The organism is Nocardioides sp. AN3, assembly GCF_054653495.1.
Genome location: NZ_BAAIGC010000016.1, coordinates 49,217 through 64,132, shown reverse-complemented (window position 1 = coordinate 64,132; position 14,916 = coordinate 49,217). Strand labels below are relative to the sequence as shown.

The following is a 14,916-nucleotide window of genomic DNA, read 5'->3' as shown; positions in this document are numbered from 1 at the left end:
TTCCACCAACGATCCGAAGGAGAAACTGTGAGCACCCAGAGCGATCGTCTCAAGGCGCTGGCCGATGCCGGCGTGTCCATCTGGCTCGACGACCTGTCCCGTGACCGCATCGAGACCGGCAACCTCGCCGAGCTCGTCAAGGAGAGGTCAGTCGTCGGCGTCACGACGAACCCGACCATCTTCGCGGCCGCCATCGCCAACGGCGAGCGGTACGACGACCAGGTCCGCGCCCTCGTCGCCGACGGCGCCGACGTCGACAGGGTCATCTTCGAGCTGACCACCGAGGACGTGCGCAACGCCTGCGACATCCTGGCGCCGGTCGCCGAGTCCACCAAGGACGACGGCCGGGTCTCGATCGAGGTCGAGCCCACGCTGGCCAACGAGACCCAGGCGACCATCGACAGCGCGAAGGCGCTGTGGGCCGCGGTCGGTCGTCCGAACGCCCTCATCAAGATCCCGGCGACCCTCGAGGGTCTGCCGGCGATCACCGCCGCGATCGCCGAGGGCATCAGCGTCAACGTCACGCTGATCTTCTCCGTCGAGCGTCACCGCGCCGTCATGGACGCCTACCTCGCCGGGCTCGAGAAGGCCAAGGAGGCCGGCATCGACCTGTCCACCATCCGCTCGGTGGCCTCGTTCTTCGTGAGCCGCGTGGACACGGAGGTGGACGCGCGCCTGGAGAAGATCGGCAGCGACGAGGCCCTCGCGTTGCGGGGGAAGGCGGCGGTCGCCAACGCCCGGCTGGCGTACGCCGCCTTCAAGGAGGTCTTCTCCTCCGACCGCTGGGAGGCTCTGGCACAGGCTGGGGCGAACCCGCAGCGTCCGCTCTGGGCGTCGACCGGCGTGAAGAACCCGGCCTACCCCGACACGCTCTACGTCACCGACCTCGTCGTCGCGGACACCGTGAACACGATGCCCGAGAAGACGCTCGAGGCCTTCGCGGACCACGGCGAGGTGCACGGCGACCAGGTGACCGGCAAGAGCGCCGAGGCCCAGGAGGTCTTCGACCGCCTGTCCGCGGCCGGCATCGACATCGACGACGTGTTCCTGACGCTCGAGACCGAGGGAGTCGACAAGTTCAAGGCCTCGTGGGTCGAGCTCCAGGACACCGTGAAGGGGCAGATGGCGCAGGCGGCCGACGCGTGAGCTCCGAGGTCACCGACGGGCCTGTCGATCCGACGACGACCCCGGCGTGGCAGCGGCTGGCCGCGTTGGCTGAGGGCTTCGCCCCCGACCTGCGCGGCTGGTTCGCGCGCGATCCCGACCGCGCCCGCCGGCTGACCTTCGACGCGGCGGACCTCCACGTCGACCTGTCCAAGAGCCTCCTCGACGACGAGGTCCTGGCCGCGCTCCTGAGCCTGGCGGACGAGGTCGGTCTCGCGCAGCGTCGCGAGGCGATGTTCCGCGGCGATCACGTGAACGTGACCGAGGACCGTGCCGTCCTGCACACCGCCCTGCGGCTGCCGGCCGACGCCTCGTCCGAGGAGCGGCCCAGCGTCGACGGCACCGACGTGGTCCCCGAGGTGCACGAGGTGCTCCACCGGGTCTACGACTTCGCCGACCGGGTCCGCTCGGGTGCGTGGAAGGGCGTCACGGGCCAGCGGATCCGCACGGTGGTCAACATCGGCATCGGTGGCTCCGACCTGGGTCCGGTGATGGCCTACGAGGCCCTGACGGCCTACCACCATCCTGAGATCGAGTGCCGGTTCATCAGCAACATCGACCCGACCGACGCGGCGACCAAGCTGGCGGGGCTCGATGCGGAGACCACCCTCTTCATCGTCTCGAGCAAGACGTTCGGCACCCTGGAGACGCTCACCAACGCGCGACTGTGCAAGTCGTGGCTGCTCGAGCAGCTCGGCCTCGGCGTCGACGAGAAGCAGGCGATCGAGAAGCACTTCGTCGCCGTCTCGACGGCCCTGGAGAAGGTCGCGGCCTTCGGCATCGACCCGGCGAACGCGTTCGGGTTCTGGGACTGGGTCGGCGGCCGCTACTCCGTCGACTCCGCCATCGGGACCTCCCTGGTCGTCGCTGTCGGTCCCGAGCGGTTCGGCGAGCTCCTGGCCGGCATGCACGCGATGGACCGGCACTTCCGCACCACCGAGACCGCGTCCAACGTGCCGGCGCTGATGGGCCTGCTCAACGTCTGGTACACCGACTTCCTGGACGCCGAGACGCACGCGGTGCTGCCGTACTCCCAGCTGCTGCACCGCTTCCCGGCCTACCTGCAGCAGCTGACGATGGAGTCGAACGGCAAGAGCGTGCGCTGGGACGGCACGCCGGTGACGACCCAGACCGGCGAGGTCTTCTGGGGTGAGCCGGGCACGAACGGCCAGCATGCGTTCTACCAGCTCATCCACCAGGGCACTCGCCTGATCCCGGCCGACTTCATCGCCTTCGCCAACCCGGCGTTCCCGCTGCGCGACGTCCACGACGGACAGAGCGTCGACGTGCACGAGCTCCTCCTGGCGAACTTCCTCGCCCAGACCCAGGCGCTTGCCTTCGGCAAGACGGCCGACGAGGTGCGGGCCGAAGGGGACCCGGCGCGGCCAGCACCTGAGGCGGTCGTCCAGGCTCGGGTCTTCCCGGGGAACCGGCCGACGGCCTCGATCATGGCCAGCGATCTGACGCCGTCGGTCCTGGGTCAGCTGATCGCCCTCTACGAGCACATCACCTTCACCCAGGGCGTCGTGTGGGGCATCGACAGCTTCGACCAGTGGGGCGTCGAGCTGGGCAAGCAGCTGGCGCTCCAGATCAGCCCGGCGCTGAGCACCCCGCAGTCCGGAGACGCCGACCCGGCGGCCGAGCAGGACGCCTCGACCCGCGGGCTCATCGACTACTACCGCGCTCATCGGCGGTGACCGCTCACGTGGCGACGAACCCGCTGAGGGACCCCCGCGACCGCCGGCTCCCCCGCATCGCCGGCCCTTGCGGTCTGGTGCTCTTCGGGGTCACCGGCGACCTGTCCCGCAAGAAGGTCATGCCGGCCATCTACGACCTGGCCAACCGCGGTCTGCTGCCGCCCGGGTTCGCCCTGACGGGGTTCGCGCGCCGCGACTGGGCCGACCAGGACTTCGCGCAGGTGGTCCACGACTCCGTCAAGGAGCACGCCCGCACGGAGTTCCGTGAGGAGGTGTGGAGGCAGCTGGCCGAGGGCTTCCGGTTCGTGCCGGGCGACTTCGACGACGACGTCGCGTTCGAGAAGCTGCGCCGCACCATCGAGGAGCTGGACGCCGTCCGCGGCACCGGAGGCAACCACGCGTTCTACCTGGCGATCCCGCCGAGGTTCTTCGGCGACGCGGTGGGACAGCTCAAGGAGCACGGCCTGGCCGACCCGTCGGGCGACTCCTGGCGCCGGGTCGTCGTCGAGAAGCCGTTCGGGCACGACCTGGAGTCCGCACGCGAGCTCAACCGCCTGCTCGACAGCGCCTTCCCCGACGGCTCGGTCTTCCGCATCGACCACTATCTCGGCAAGGAGACCGTCCAGAACATCCTGGCGTTCCGGTTCGCCAACACGATGTTCGAGCCGATCTGGAACAACAACTACGTCGACCATGTGCAGATCACGATGGCCGAGGACGTCGGCATCGGAGGCCGGGCCGGCTACTACGACGGCATCGGGGCCGCTCGTGACGTCATCCAGAACCATCTGCTGCAGCTGATGGCCCTCGTCGCCATGGAGGAGCCGACGTCGTTCGAGGCCGCCTCCCTGCGGATCGAGAAGCAGAAGGTGCTGTCGTCGGTCGTCCTGCCCCGCGACCTGTCCCGCCACACCGCCCGCGGTCAGTACGCCGCCGGCTGGGCCGGCGGAGAGAAGGTGGTCGGCTTCCGCCAGGAGGAGGGCATCGCGCCTCGCTCGACGACGGAGACGTATGCCGCCGTCAAGCTCGGGATCGACACCAGACGCTGGGCCGGCGTGCCTTTCTACCTGCGGACCGGCAAGCGGCTCGGGCGGCGTGTGACCGAGGTCGCGATCGTCTTCAAGCGCGCTCCACACCTGCCGTTCGGGGCCTCGTCGACCGAGGAGCTCACCCAGAACGCCCTCGTCATCCGGATCCAGCCCGATGAGGGCATCACGACGCGGTTCGGGTCGAAGGTGCCCGGCACCGCGATGGAGATCCGCGACGTCAACATGGACTTCGCCTACGGGGGCTCGTTCACCGAGTCGTCGCCGGAGGCCTACGAGCGACTCATCCTCGACATGCTCCTCGGCGACCCGCCGCTGTTCCCGCGGCACGAGGAGGTCGAGCTGTCCTGGACGATCCTCGACCCCGTCCTCGACCACTGGGCCGAGCAGGACAAGGCGGGGCGAGGCCCGGAGGAGTACGCCTCGGGCGGGTGGGGACCGGCCATGGCCGACGAGATGCTCGCGCGCGACGGCCGCACGTGGAGGCGACCATGATCTCGATCGAGAACACCAATGCGGCAGGCATCGCCGCCGCGCTCGTGCGCGCCCGCCGGCACGCCGGGTCCCCGGCGATGGGCATGGTCCTCACGCTGGTCATCGTCGTCGAGGAGGAGTACGCCGACGCCGCACTCGACCAGACCCGCCAGGCCTCCCGGGAGCATCCGGCACGTGTGCTCGCGGTCGTGCTGGGCGACAAGCGCGGTCGTGGCTCGGTCAGTGCTGCGGTGGCGATCGGTGACGGCTGGGGCGGGGAGACGGCCCTCATCAAGCTCACCGGCGAGGTCGCCAAGCACCCCGAGTCCGTCGTTCTTCCGCTCCTGCTGCCTGACTCCCCCGTCGTCGTGTGGTGGCCCCACGACGCGCCCACCGACCCCGCGTCCGACCCGCTCGGCCGCCTGGCGCAGCGCCGGATCACCGACAGCGCCTCCGTGGGACGCAACCGTCACCGCGTCCTCGCTGGTCTGTGTGCCGCACACGCCCCCGGCGACAGCGACCTCGCGTGGACGCGGCTCACCCCCTGGCGGGCTCTGCTCGCCGCAGCGCTGGACCAGCATCCGCTCAAGGTCAGCGCCGCGAGCGTCTCGGCCTCGAAGGGCAACCCCAGCGCGGACCTCATGGCCGCATGGCTCGAGGACCGGCTGCGCGTGCCCGTGGAGCGCCACGCGTCGGACGGTCCGGGGATCACCCAGGTCGAGCTGGAGACGAAGGACGGCCCGATCCGCATCTCCCGCCCGGACGGGCGACTGGCGACCTTCACCACCCCCGGCCGCCCGGACCGACCGATTGCGCTGAAGCGCCGTGAGGTTCCCGAGCTCCTCGCCGAGGAGCTGCGCCGGCTCGACGAGGACGACGTCTACGCCGCCACGGCTCGTCGGCTCGCAGACCCCCGCTCGACCAGGAAGAAGGCACGATGACTCAGGACGACGCCCGTGTCGAGGTCCACGAGGACCCTGCCGCTCTCTCGACCGCCGTGGCTGGCGAGCTCCTCAGCAGGGTCGCCGACCTGCAGGCGGCCGGCGAGGTCCCCCACATCGTGCTGACCGGCGGCACGATCGCCGACAGCATCCATCACGAGGTCGCCCGGCTCTCCCCGGAGTCCGGCGTCGACTGGGGCGCCGTCGAGGTCTGGTTCGGCGACGAGCGGTTCGTTGCTCCCGACTCCGGGGAGCGGAACGCCGGTCAGGCGCGCGCCGCCTTCCTCGACGCGGTCGGCGTGCCGACGCACCGCGTCCACGAGATGCCCTCGACGGCGACGGCGGGCGACGTCGACGAGGCCGCCGGGCAGTATGAGGCCGAGCTCATCGAGCGCGGCCCGGCGGTCTTCGACATCCTCATGCTGGGCATCGGCCCCGACGGGCACGTCGCGTCGCTGTTCCCCGGATTCACGCAGCTCGAGGTCACCGACCGCACCACCGTCGGCGTGACCGGCTCCCCCAAGCCGCCGCCGGACCGGGTCAGCCTCACACTCCCGCGTCTCAACAAGGCGGCCTCGGTCTGGTTCCTGGCGTCGGGCGACAGCAAGGCAGACGCCGTCGCCGGTGCACTCGGGGGTCGTGACGTGCGCGACATCCCTGCCGCAGGGGTGACTGGACGCGACGAGACGATCTGGTTCCTCGACCGCGAGAGCGCCTCGAAGCTCTAGACGCCGAGCGCTCGCAGATGACCGCCCTGCTGCGGTTGTCTGCGTCTGCTCGTCAATGACGCAGCGATCATCTGCGACCGCTGGGCGTGCGTCTCAGAAGATGATGTCGCCCGACTTGCGGCGTGAGCGCAGCAGCTGGATCGCCTCGTCGAGGATGACCTCGGCCTCAGCGTCGGAGCGACGCTCCTTCACGTAGGCCAGGTGCGTCTTGTAGGGCTCGATCTTCGGCGCCGGGGGCGGGTTGTCGGAGTCGAGGCTCGCCGGCAGCCCACACTTCGGGCAGTCCCACGAGTCCGGTGCCGTCGCCTCGACAGCGAACGTCACCACCGACCGGTGCTCGTGCGCGCAGAAGTAGGTGACCACCTTGCGTGGTGCGGCGTCGCCGCGCTCGGCCTCACCCATCGGACCGGCACCGACCCGGCTTCCCCGGATCGCGTTGCCTCCACCAGCCACGTCTTCGTCCCCTTCAGATCTTCTCAGTAGGCCTTGAGCAGGCCGAGCGCAATGACACAGGCGAACCAGATGGCGCCGATGCCGACAGTCAGCCTGTCCAGGTTCCGCTCGGCGACGGAGGACCCTCCGAGCGAGCTGGAGACGCCTCCGCCGAACATGTCGGAGAGACCCCCGCCCCGGCCCTTGTGAAGAAGGACCAGCAGGATCATCAGCGCGCTCGCGATGATGAGGATGATGGTGAACACCAGTTCCAGCACGAGAGGGATCCTACGTCACGAGGCGTGATGCTCAGAGCATCGGCATGGCGTAGAACCGACAGATCGCCGAGAACTCCTCGACCTGCAGGCTCGCACCACCCACGAGAGCGCCGTCGACATCCGGTTGGGCCATGATCGCGGCCACGTTGCCGGCCTTCACAGAGCCGCCGTACTGGATGCGGACGGCGTCGGCCGCCTCGTCGCCGTACGTCTCCCGGATCTGCGTGCGGATCGCCGCGCACACCTCCTGGGCGTCCTCGGGGGTGGCGACCTCGCCGGTGCCGATCGCCCACACCGGCTCGTAGGCGATCACCAGCCCGCCGACCTGCTCGGCCGACAGCCCGGCGAGCGATCCGACGACCTGGGTCGTGCAGTACGGCACGTGCGTGCCGGCCTGGCGGATCTCGAGGCCCTCGCCGACGCAGACGATCGGCGTGATGCCGGCCGCTAGCGCCCTCTTCGCCTTCTGGGCGACGAGCTCGTCGGTCTCGGCGTGGTACTGACGGCGCTCGCTGTGCCCCACGACGACGTAGGAGCAGCCCAGCTTGCTGAGCATCCCCGCCGAGATCTCGCCGGTGTAGGCGCCCGACTCGTGGACCGAGACGTCCTGGGCACCGTACCCGATCGAGAGGCGGTCACCGTCGACGAGCGTCTGCACCGACCGGATGTCGGTGAACGGCGGCAGCACGACGACCTCAGCCTGCGCGTAGTCGTGCCGCTTGTCCGACAGCGTCCACGCCAGCTTCTGGACCAGCACCACCGCTTCCTGGTGGTTGAGGTTCATCTTCCAGTTCCCCGCCATCAGCGGGGTGCGACTCGTGCCCATGCTCAGCTCTCCAGGACCGTGATGCCGGGCAGCTCCTTGCCCTCCAGATACTCGAGGCTGGCGCCGCCGCCGGTCGAGATGTGACCGAACGCGTCCTCGTTGAAGCCGAGTGCACGGACGGCAGCGGCGGAGTCTCCACCGCCGACGACAGAGAGCCCGGCGACCTCCGTCAGTGCCTGAGCGACGGCGCGCGTGCCCTCCGCGAAGGCCGGCTGCTCGAAGACGCCCATCGGACCGTTCCAGAACACCGTCCTGGCAGGGCGGACAGCGTCGGCGAAGGTGACGCCCGACTCCGGCCCGATGTCGAGCCCGAGGGCGTCGGCCGGGATCTGCGTCGCGGCGACGACCCGCGCCGAGCCCTCGTCGCCGAAGCTGTCGGCCACGACGATGTCGGTCGGCAACAGGATCTCGACGCCGGACCTCTCGGCCCGGTCGAGGTAGCCGAGGACCGTGTCGATCTGGTCCTCCTCGAGGAGGCTCTTGCCCACTTCATGCCCCTGAGCCTTGAGGAACGTGAAGACCATGCCGCCTCCGATGAGCAGCTTGTCGGCCTTGCCCAGCAGGTTGTCGATGACGCCCAGCTTGTCCGACACCTTCGAGCCGCCGAGCACGACCACATAGGGCCGCTCGGGCGTGTCGGTCAGGCGCCGCAGCACGTCGATCTCGGCGGCCACCAGTCCGCCCATGGCGTGCGGCAGACGCTCGGCGACGTCGTAGACCGACGCCTGCTTGCGGTGCACCACGCCGAAGCCGTCGGAGACGAAGGCGTCGGCAAGGGCGGCGAGCTCGTCGGCGAAGGCACCGCGGACGGCGTCGTCCTTGGAGGTCTCGCCCGCGTTGAAGCGAACGTTCTCCAGTAGCGCCACCTGGCCGTCGGCCAGCTGGTCGACCGTGGTGCGTGCCGACTCGCCCACCGTGTCCGTCGCGAACGCGACCGGTGAGCCCAGCAGCTCGCCGAGCCGCGCGGCGACGGGCGCGAGCGAGTACGCCGCGTCGGGCGCGCCGTCCGGGCGCCCGAGATGCGCCGTCACGATCACGCGTGCGCCGGCCTCGGACAGGGCCCGGATCGTCGGCAGCGAGGCGCGGATGCGCCCGTCGTCGGTGATCTCACGCTTGCCCGCGGCGCCGTCCTTGAGCGGGACGTTGAGGTCGGAGCGCACGAGGACACGCTTGCCCGCGACGCTCTTCAGGAACTCCGGGTCGAGCCCGTCGAGGCTGTTCAACTCCGCGGCCGGCCTCAGAGCGTCTTGCCGACGTAGTCGATCAGGTCGGCAAGACGGTTGGAGTAGCCCCACTCGTTGTCGTACCACCCGGCGACCTTGACCTGGTTGCCGATGACCTTGGTGAGCGGCGCGTCGAAGATGCAGGAGGCCGAGTCGGTCACGATGTCGGAGGAGACGATCGGGTCCGTGGAGTAGCGCAGGATGCGGCCGTCCGCGGCGGCCTTGACGATCTCGTTGATCTCGTCGACGGAGGTCTCGCGCGAGGCCTCGAACGACAGGTCGGTGAGCGAGCCGGTCGGGGTCGGGACCCGCAGCGCGTAGCCGTCGAGCTTGCCCTTGAGGTCGGGCAGGACCAGGCCGATCGCCTTCGCGGCGCCGGTCGAGGTCGGCACGATGTTGAGCGCCGCCGCACGGGCACGGCGCAGGTCCTTGTGGATGTTGTCCTGCAGGTTCTGGTCGGCCGTGTAGGCGTGGACGGTCGTCATCAGGCCCTTGACGATGCCGATGCCGTCGTTGAGAGCCTTCGCCATCGGCGCGAGGCAGTTGGTCGTGCAGGAGGCGTTGGAGATCACCGTGTGCTGCTCGGGGTCGTAGATCCCCTCGTTGACGCCCATCACGATCGTGGCGTCCTCGTTGCTCGCCGGCGCCGAGATGATGACCTTCTTCGCGCCGCCCCCGTCGACGTGCGCACGCGCCTTGGTGGCGTCGGTGAAGAAGCCGGTGGACTCGACGACGACGTCGACGCCGAGGTCCGCCCACTTCAGGGCGGACGGGTCGCGCTCCTCGAACGCCTTGATCTCCTTGCCGCCCACGATGATCGCGTCGTCGGTCGAGGAGACGGTGGCGTCGAGGCGGCCGAGGATCGAGTCGAACGTCAGCAGGTGAGCGAGCGTCGCGTTGTTGGTGAGGTCGTTGATCCCGACGATCTCGATGTCGAGACCCGAGGCGCGCACGGCGCGGAAGAAGTTGCGGCCGATGCGGCCGAATCCGTTGATGCCTACCCGAACGGTCACTGCTACTCCTGGAGTCTGAGGCGCGTTTAGTCACGCCATCGAAAGGACGGCCACGACCCTACCCACTACCAGCTGGTAGACCGACCGCGGTCTCGCAGTTTTGGATTTGCGCCTCCGCTGCGGAGCTCAGTCGTCCACCAGCATGTCGGGCGTCAGGACCGCCTCGGTGTCGGGGATGCCGAGCTCCTCGGCGCGCTTGTCGGCCATCGCGAGGAGGCGGCGGATCCGGCCGGCGATGGCGTCCTTGGTGAGCGCCGGGTCGTGCAGCTGGCCGAGCTCCTCCAGCGACGCCTGCTTGTGCTCGAGGCGCAGGCTGCCGGCCTGGCGCAGGTGGTCGGGGATCTCGTCGCCGAGGATCTCCAGCGCCCGCTCGACGCGGGCGCCGGCCGCCACGGCCGCGCGGGCTGACCGGCGCAGGTTGGCGTCGTCGAAGTTGGCCAGCCGGTTCGCCGTCGCCCTCACCTCGCGGCGCATCCGGCGCTCCTCCCAGGCCATGAGCGACTCGTGCGCTCCCAGACGCGTGAGCAGCTGCCCGATGGCGTCGCCGTCGCGGATGACGACGCGGTCGACGCCGCGAACCTCACGCGCCTTGGAACCGATGCCGAGCCGGCGCGCAACGCCGACGAGGGCGAGCGCAGCCTCGGAGCCCGGGCAGGTGACCTCCAGGGAGGACGAGCGACCCGGCTCGGTCAAGGAGCCGTGGGCGAGGAACGCGCCACGCCAGGCGGCGACGGCGTCACACGCCGCGCCGGCGACGACCGCGGGCGGCAGCCCGCGCACCGGCCGGCCACGCTGGTCGAGGAGACCGGTCTGACGGGCCAGCGCCTCTCCTTCGCGGGTGACGCGGACGATGTAGCGGCTGCCCTTGCGGATGCCGTTCGCCTGCACGATCGTCACCTCGGCCTGATGGCCGTAGACATCCGCGATGTCGCGCCGGAGCCGTCGAGCGGCCGCGCCGGTGTCGAGCTCGGCTTCGACGACGATGCGTCCGTTGACGATGTGCAGGCCGCCCGCGAAGCGCAGCGTGGAGGCCACCTCGGCCTTGCGGCAACAGGTCTTCGTGATCTGCGTGGCCGAGAGCTCCGCCTTGACCTGTCCCGTCATCGCCATGGCTGCGATCCTTTCACGTGCGTCAACAACTCCTCGCAGCTTCGGCGAAGGTCGATCAGGGTCTTCCGAGCGCCGTGTGAGGGCCTTCAGCCGGACATGATCGCCGCATACGCCGCGGCGAGCTTGACCGGGTCATGTCGAGGGGTGCCGTCCCCGAGACTCACGTCACCCAGCACGAGCCGGGCACCGCAGGCCTCGACCGCCTCCTCCAGCTCGGCGAGCCCGTCGGCCACCGACGACGCGTCGGCGAGGACGGTGTCGACGGTGAGGGCCGGGGCGTGCTCGAGGAGCACCGCGAGATGGTCGGCCGGGCCGAACCCCCGTGTCTCACCGGGCTGCTCCGCGAGGTTGAGCACGACGACGACGCGGGCGTCGGTCGCCGCGAGCGCGTCGCGCAGCGCGGGCACCATCAGATGCGGGATGACGGAGGTGAACCAGGACCCCGGTCCGAGGAAGACCCAGTCGGCGCCGGCGATGGCGTCGAGGGCAGCCGGCGCCGCCGGAGGATCGTCGGGAACGAGTGCGATCGAGTCGATGACGCCGTCGGTGGTGGCGACCTCGACCTGCCCGCGGACGGCGAGCAGGGCGTCGGTGTCTCCCGGCACGAGCCCGCGCACCTGCGCGGTGATGTCCATCGGGGTGAGGGCCATCGGCAGCACACGGCCCTTGGCGCCGAGCAGCCGTCCGACCCAGTCGAGCGCGGTCACGTGGTCGCCGAGCAGCTCCCACAGCCCGACGATGAGGAGGTTGCCGAGGTTGTGGCCGTTCATCTCGCCGTCGCCGGCGAACCGGTGCTGGAGCACCTCGGCCCATGTGGTCCCCCAGTCGTCGGATCCGCACAGGGCAGCGAGCGCCATCCGCAGATCGCCCGGCGGAAGGACGTCGAACTCCCGGCGCAGGCGACCCGACGAGCCGCCGTTGTCGGCCACGGTCACCACGGCCGTGAGCTCGTCGACCGTGAGGTCGTCGACGAGGGCCCGGAGCGCGGACAGTGAGGCGTGCAGGCCGTGGCCGCCGCCGAAGGCGACGACGGCCTGGGCGCGGTCGTGCGATGAGCCGGGTGCCGCGTCTGTCATTCGCGCCCCAGGTCGCGGTGGAGGGCCTGGGCGACGAGCCCTCGGTCTTGCAGTCGCCGAGCGATCTCCTCGGCCATGGCGACGCTGCGGTGCTTGCCTCCCGTGCAGCCGAGCGCGACGCGCATGAACCGCTTGCCCTCGCGCAGGTAGCCCTCCGCCACGCCGGCGAGGACGGGCACGTAGCCGTCGAGGAACTCGCGGGCGCCGGGCCGGCTGTAGACGTACGCCGCCACCTGCGGGTTGTCGCGCCCGTTGCCGGGACGCAGCTCGGGCACCCAGTGGGGGTTGGGCAGGAAGCGCATGTCCGCGACGAAGTCGGCGTCGATCGGGATCCCGTACTTGAAGCCGAAGCTGATGACGGTCACCCGCAGGCGGGTCGTGTCGGGCGTCCCGAACGCGTCGGCGATCCGGTCGGTGAGCTGGTGGACGTTGAGGTTCGAGGTGTCGATCACCAGGTCGGCGAGCGAGCGCAGGTCGGCGAGCACGATCCGCTCGCGTTGGAGGCCGTCGAGCAGCCGGCCCGACCCCTGCAGCGGGTGCGGCCGGCGTGCGGCCTCCTGGCGGCGCACGAGGACCTCGTCGGTCGCATCCAGAAAGACGAGTGTCGCCTTGCGGCCGGTGCCCTCGTGGACGAGCGCACGACCGATCTCGTCGAAGAACGAGCCCGACCGCACGTCGACGACGACCGCGATCGGCTGCTGGCGGCCACGACTGTCGTCGACCAGGCGGACGACATCGGGCAGGAGGGAGGGCGGCAGGTTGTCGATGACGAAGAAGCCGAGGTCCTCCAGCTCCTTCGCGGCGGTGCTCCGACCGGCACCGGTCATGCCGGTGACCACGACGAGCTCGCCGGTGGCCTCCTCGGCGGGCTGCTCGGCCACGGGTTCGCTCACTCAGGTCTCCTCGACTTCACCGGTCGCCGTGTTCACGGCGATGCCGGCGCCATTCTTGTCGACCGCAGACTTGATCGACGCGGCGGTGGCCGGACCGATGCCCGGCACCGCGCCGATCTCCTCGACGGTCGCGGCGCGCAGCTTGCGGAGGGACCCGAAGTGCTTGAGCAGCGTCCTGCGACGTACTTCCCCGAGGCCCGGCACGTCGTCGAGCATGCTCTCGACCATCGACTTCGACCGTCGCGAGCGATGGTGGCTGATGGCGAAGCGGTGCGCCTCGTCGCGCACCCGCTGCAGCAGGTAGAGGCCCTCCGAGGAGCGGGGCAGGATGACCGGGTCGGCTTGCCCGGGGAGCCAGACCTCCTCCAGCCGCTTGGCGAGGCCGCAGACGGGCACATCGTCGATCCCGAGCTCGTCGAGGGCGCGCACGGCGGCCGCCACCTGGGGCGCGCCGCCGTCGACGACGACCAGGCCGGGTGCGTAGGCGAACTTGCGGGGCCGCCCTGTCTCGGGGTCGACGAGCATCGGGCCGTGGGCGCCGTCGATCTCCGTCGACGGCACGGACGTCGCCTGCTCGTCGAGAAGGCGCCTGAAGCGCCGGGTGATGACCTCGTGCATGGCCCGGACGTCGTCGGAGCCCTCCTGGCCGCGGATCACGAACCGGCGATACTCCGACTTGCGCGCGAGGCCGTCCTCGAAGACCACCATCGAGGCGACGATCTCCGAGCCCTGCAGGTGCGAGATGTCGTAGCACTCGATCCGCAAGGGCGCCTCAGGGAGCTCGAGGGAGTCGCGCAGCTCCTCGAGCGCCTGGTTGCGGGTGGTGAGGTCGGAGGCTCGCCTGGTCTTGTGCAGCGCCAGCGTCTGGCCGGCGTTGCGGGCGACCGTCTCCAGCAGCGTCCGCTTGTCGCCCCGCTGCGGCACGCGCACCTGGACGCGGCTGCCCCGCAGGTCGGAGAGGAGGTCCTCCGCGACCTCGGGCTCGGGCGGCAGGGCGGGGACCAGGACCTCGCGCGGAATGGACTCCGGGTCCCCCGCGTAGAGCTGGAGCAGGAAGTCCTCGACCAGCTTGTCGGTCTCCCCTTCGTCGACCCGGTCCGCGACCCACCCACGCTGACCGCGGATGCGCCCGCCCCTGACGTGGAAGACCTGGACCGCCACCTCGAGCGGGTCCTCCGCGAGAGCGATCACGTCGGCGTCGGCACCGTCGCCGAGCACGACGGCCTGCTTCTCCAGGGCACGTTGCAGCGCGCCGAGGTCGTCTCGCAGGCGCGCGGCCCGCTCGAACTCGAGGGCCTCGCTGGCGGCATACATCTCCTTCTCGATCCGGCGCACGAACCCTGCCGTGTGGCCGCCCATGAAGTCGCAGAAGTCCTCGACGATCGCGCGGTGGTCCTCGGGGCTGATGTTGCCCACACACGGCGCACTGCACTTCTCGATGTAGCCCAGGAGGCAGGGCCGGCCGACCTGCTGGCTGCGCTTGAAGACGCCGTTGCTGCACGACCGCATCGGGAAGACGCGCAGGAGGACGTCGACGGTCTCTCGGATCGCCCACGCGTGGCTGTAGGGCCCGAAGTAGCGCGTGCCCTTGCGCTTGGCGCCGCGTCCGACCATCACGCGCGGGAAGTCCTCGGAGACGGTGACGGCGAGCCACGGGTAGGACTTGTCGTCGCGATACTTCACATTGAACCGCGGGTCGAACTCCTTGATCCAGGAGTACTCCAGCTGGAGCGCCTCGACCTCGGTGTTCACCACGGTCCACTCGACGCTCGCGGCGGTCGTCACCATGGTCGCCGTGCGCGGATGAAGGCTCGCGAGGGGCTGGAAGTAGTTCGACAGCCGCGCGCGCAGGTTGATGGCCTTGCCGACGTAGATGACCCGGCCCTTCGGGTCCCGGAACCGGTAGACGCCGGGCTGCGTCGGGATGTCGCCGGGCCGGGGTCGGTAGGTCCTCGGGTCGGGCACGAACCAACCCTACGGCGGCGCTCCGACAGCCCGGCGAGGACCACCACCTG

The 14,916-nt window shown here is 70.3% G+C and carries 14 protein-coding genes; 5 read left to right on the top strand and 9 right to left on the bottom strand.

All coding sequences use genetic code 11. The features are described from left to right. Window positions 1-27 precede the first annotated feature (27 nt). Genes tal through pgl form a run of 5 tightly spaced genes read left to right on the top strand, consistent with a single transcriptional unit; the run spans window position 28 to window position 6,050 of the window. Window positions 28-1,146 (top strand): transaldolase, encoded by a 1,119-nt coding sequence (gene tal, locus ACYQ1K_RS17510; protein WP_459984413.1) that lies wholly within the window; start codon window positions 28-30, stop codon window positions 1,144-1,146. After that, on the top strand, window positions 1,143-2,861 hold the full coding sequence (pgi, locus tag ACYQ1K_RS17505) for a glucose-6-phosphate isomerase (RefSeq protein ID WP_459984411.1): 1,719 nt from the start codon (window positions 1,143-1,145) through the stop codon (window positions 2,859-2,861). The genes tal and pgi overlap by 4 nt, the downstream gene beginning before the upstream one ends. Beyond that, window positions 2,858-4,402 (top strand): glucose-6-phosphate dehydrogenase, encoded by a 1,545-nt coding sequence (gene zwf, locus ACYQ1K_RS17500; RefSeq protein WP_459984410.1) that lies wholly within the window; start codon window positions 2,858-2,860, stop codon window positions 4,400-4,402. The genes pgi and zwf overlap by 4 nt, the downstream gene beginning before the upstream one ends. Next, entirely contained in the window at window positions 4,399-5,322 is a 924-nt protein-coding gene (locus ACYQ1K_RS17495) for a glucose-6-phosphate dehydrogenase assembly protein OpcA (protein ID WP_459984408.1), read from the top strand. Before zwf ends, ACYQ1K_RS17495 begins: the two co-directional genes overlap by 4 nt. Continuing rightward, a complete protein-coding gene (pgl, locus tag ACYQ1K_RS17490) occupies window positions 5,319-6,050 on the top strand; it encodes a 6-phosphogluconolactonase (protein WP_459984407.1) in 732 nt (243 codons plus the stop codon). Before ACYQ1K_RS17495 ends, pgl begins: the two co-directional genes overlap by 4 nt. Window positions 6,051-6,143: 93 nt before the next feature. Here pgl and ACYQ1K_RS17485 read toward each other — a convergent pair whose 3' ends face one another. From ACYQ1K_RS17485 to uvrC, 9 genes are all read right to left on the bottom strand, one after another. Further along, window positions 6,144-6,503 (bottom strand): RNA polymerase-binding protein RbpA, encoded by a 360-nt coding sequence (locus ACYQ1K_RS17485; RefSeq protein ID WP_459984404.1) that lies wholly within the window; start codon window positions 6,501-6,503, stop codon window positions 6,144-6,146. A 23-nt stretch (window positions 6,504-6,526) separates the two neighbouring features. Continuing rightward, a complete protein-coding gene (gene secG / locus ACYQ1K_RS17480; protein ID WP_459984485.1) occupies window positions 6,527-6,757 on the bottom strand; it encodes a preprotein translocase subunit SecG in 231 nt (76 codons plus the stop codon). A 34-nt stretch (window positions 6,758-6,791) separates the two neighbouring features. Further along, the gene (gene tpiA / locus ACYQ1K_RS17475; protein ID WP_459984402.1) at window positions 6,792-7,586 is read right to left on the bottom strand and encodes a triose-phosphate isomerase; all 795 of its coding nucleotides are present in this window, start codon (window positions 7,584-7,586) and stop codon (window positions 6,792-6,794) included. 2 nt (window positions 7,587-7,588) lie between these two features. Continuing rightward, a complete protein-coding gene (locus ACYQ1K_RS17470; protein WP_459984400.1) occupies window positions 7,589-8,809 on the bottom strand; it encodes a phosphoglycerate kinase in 1,221 nt (406 codons plus the stop codon). Between the two features lie 14 nt (window positions 8,810-8,823). Continuing rightward, complete coding sequence (gene gap, locus ACYQ1K_RS17465) at window positions 8,824-9,822, bottom strand: type I glyceraldehyde-3-phosphate dehydrogenase (RefSeq protein ID WP_459984398.1); 999 nt, start codon at window positions 9,820-9,822, stop codon at window positions 8,824-8,826. 126 nt (window positions 9,823-9,948) lie between these two features. Then, entirely contained in the window at window positions 9,949-10,932 is a 984-nt protein-coding gene (whiA, locus tag ACYQ1K_RS17460; RefSeq protein ID WP_459984396.1) for a DNA-binding protein WhiA, read from the bottom strand. Between the two features lie 86 nt (window positions 10,933-11,018). Beyond that, complete coding sequence (locus ACYQ1K_RS17455) at window positions 11,019-12,008, bottom strand: gluconeogenesis factor YvcK family protein (RefSeq protein WP_459984395.1); 990 nt, start codon at window positions 12,006-12,008, stop codon at window positions 11,019-11,021. Beyond that, window positions 12,005-12,901 carry an RNase adapter RapZ gene (gene rapZ, locus ACYQ1K_RS17450; RefSeq protein WP_459984394.1) on the bottom strand — a complete coding sequence of 299 codons (897 nt, stop codon included), beginning with the start codon at window positions 12,899-12,901 and terminating at the stop codon, window positions 12,005-12,007. The genes ACYQ1K_RS17455 and rapZ overlap by 4 nt, the downstream gene beginning before the upstream one ends. Then, window positions 12,902-14,866 (bottom strand): excinuclease ABC subunit UvrC, encoded by a 1,965-nt coding sequence (gene uvrC, locus ACYQ1K_RS17445; protein ID WP_459984393.1) that lies wholly within the window; start codon window positions 14,864-14,866, stop codon window positions 12,902-12,904. It lies immediately after the preceding gene. Window positions 14,867-14,916 lie beyond the last annotated feature (50 nt).

Excerpts from the sequence above, each read along its gene's own strand:
- ACYQ1K_RS17495 (WP_459984408.1), top strand. The coding sequence starts at position 4,399 with ATGATCTCGATCGAGAACACCAATGCGGCAGGCATCGCCGCCGCGCTC.
- pgl (WP_459984407.1), top strand. The coding sequence starts at position 5,319 with ATGACTCAGGACGACGCCCGTGTCGAGGTCCACGAGGACCCTGCCGCT.
- tpiA (WP_459984402.1), bottom strand. The coding sequence starts at position 7,586 with ATGGGCACGAGTCGCACCCCGCTGATGGCGGGGAACTGGAAGATGAAC.
- whiA (WP_459984396.1), bottom strand. The coding sequence starts at position 10,932 with ATGGCGATGACGGGACAGGTCAAGGCGGAGCTCTCGGCCACGCAGATC.
- ACYQ1K_RS17455 (WP_459984395.1), bottom strand. The coding sequence starts at position 12,008 with ATGACAGACGCGGCACCCGGCTCATCGCACGACCGCGCCCAGGCCGTC.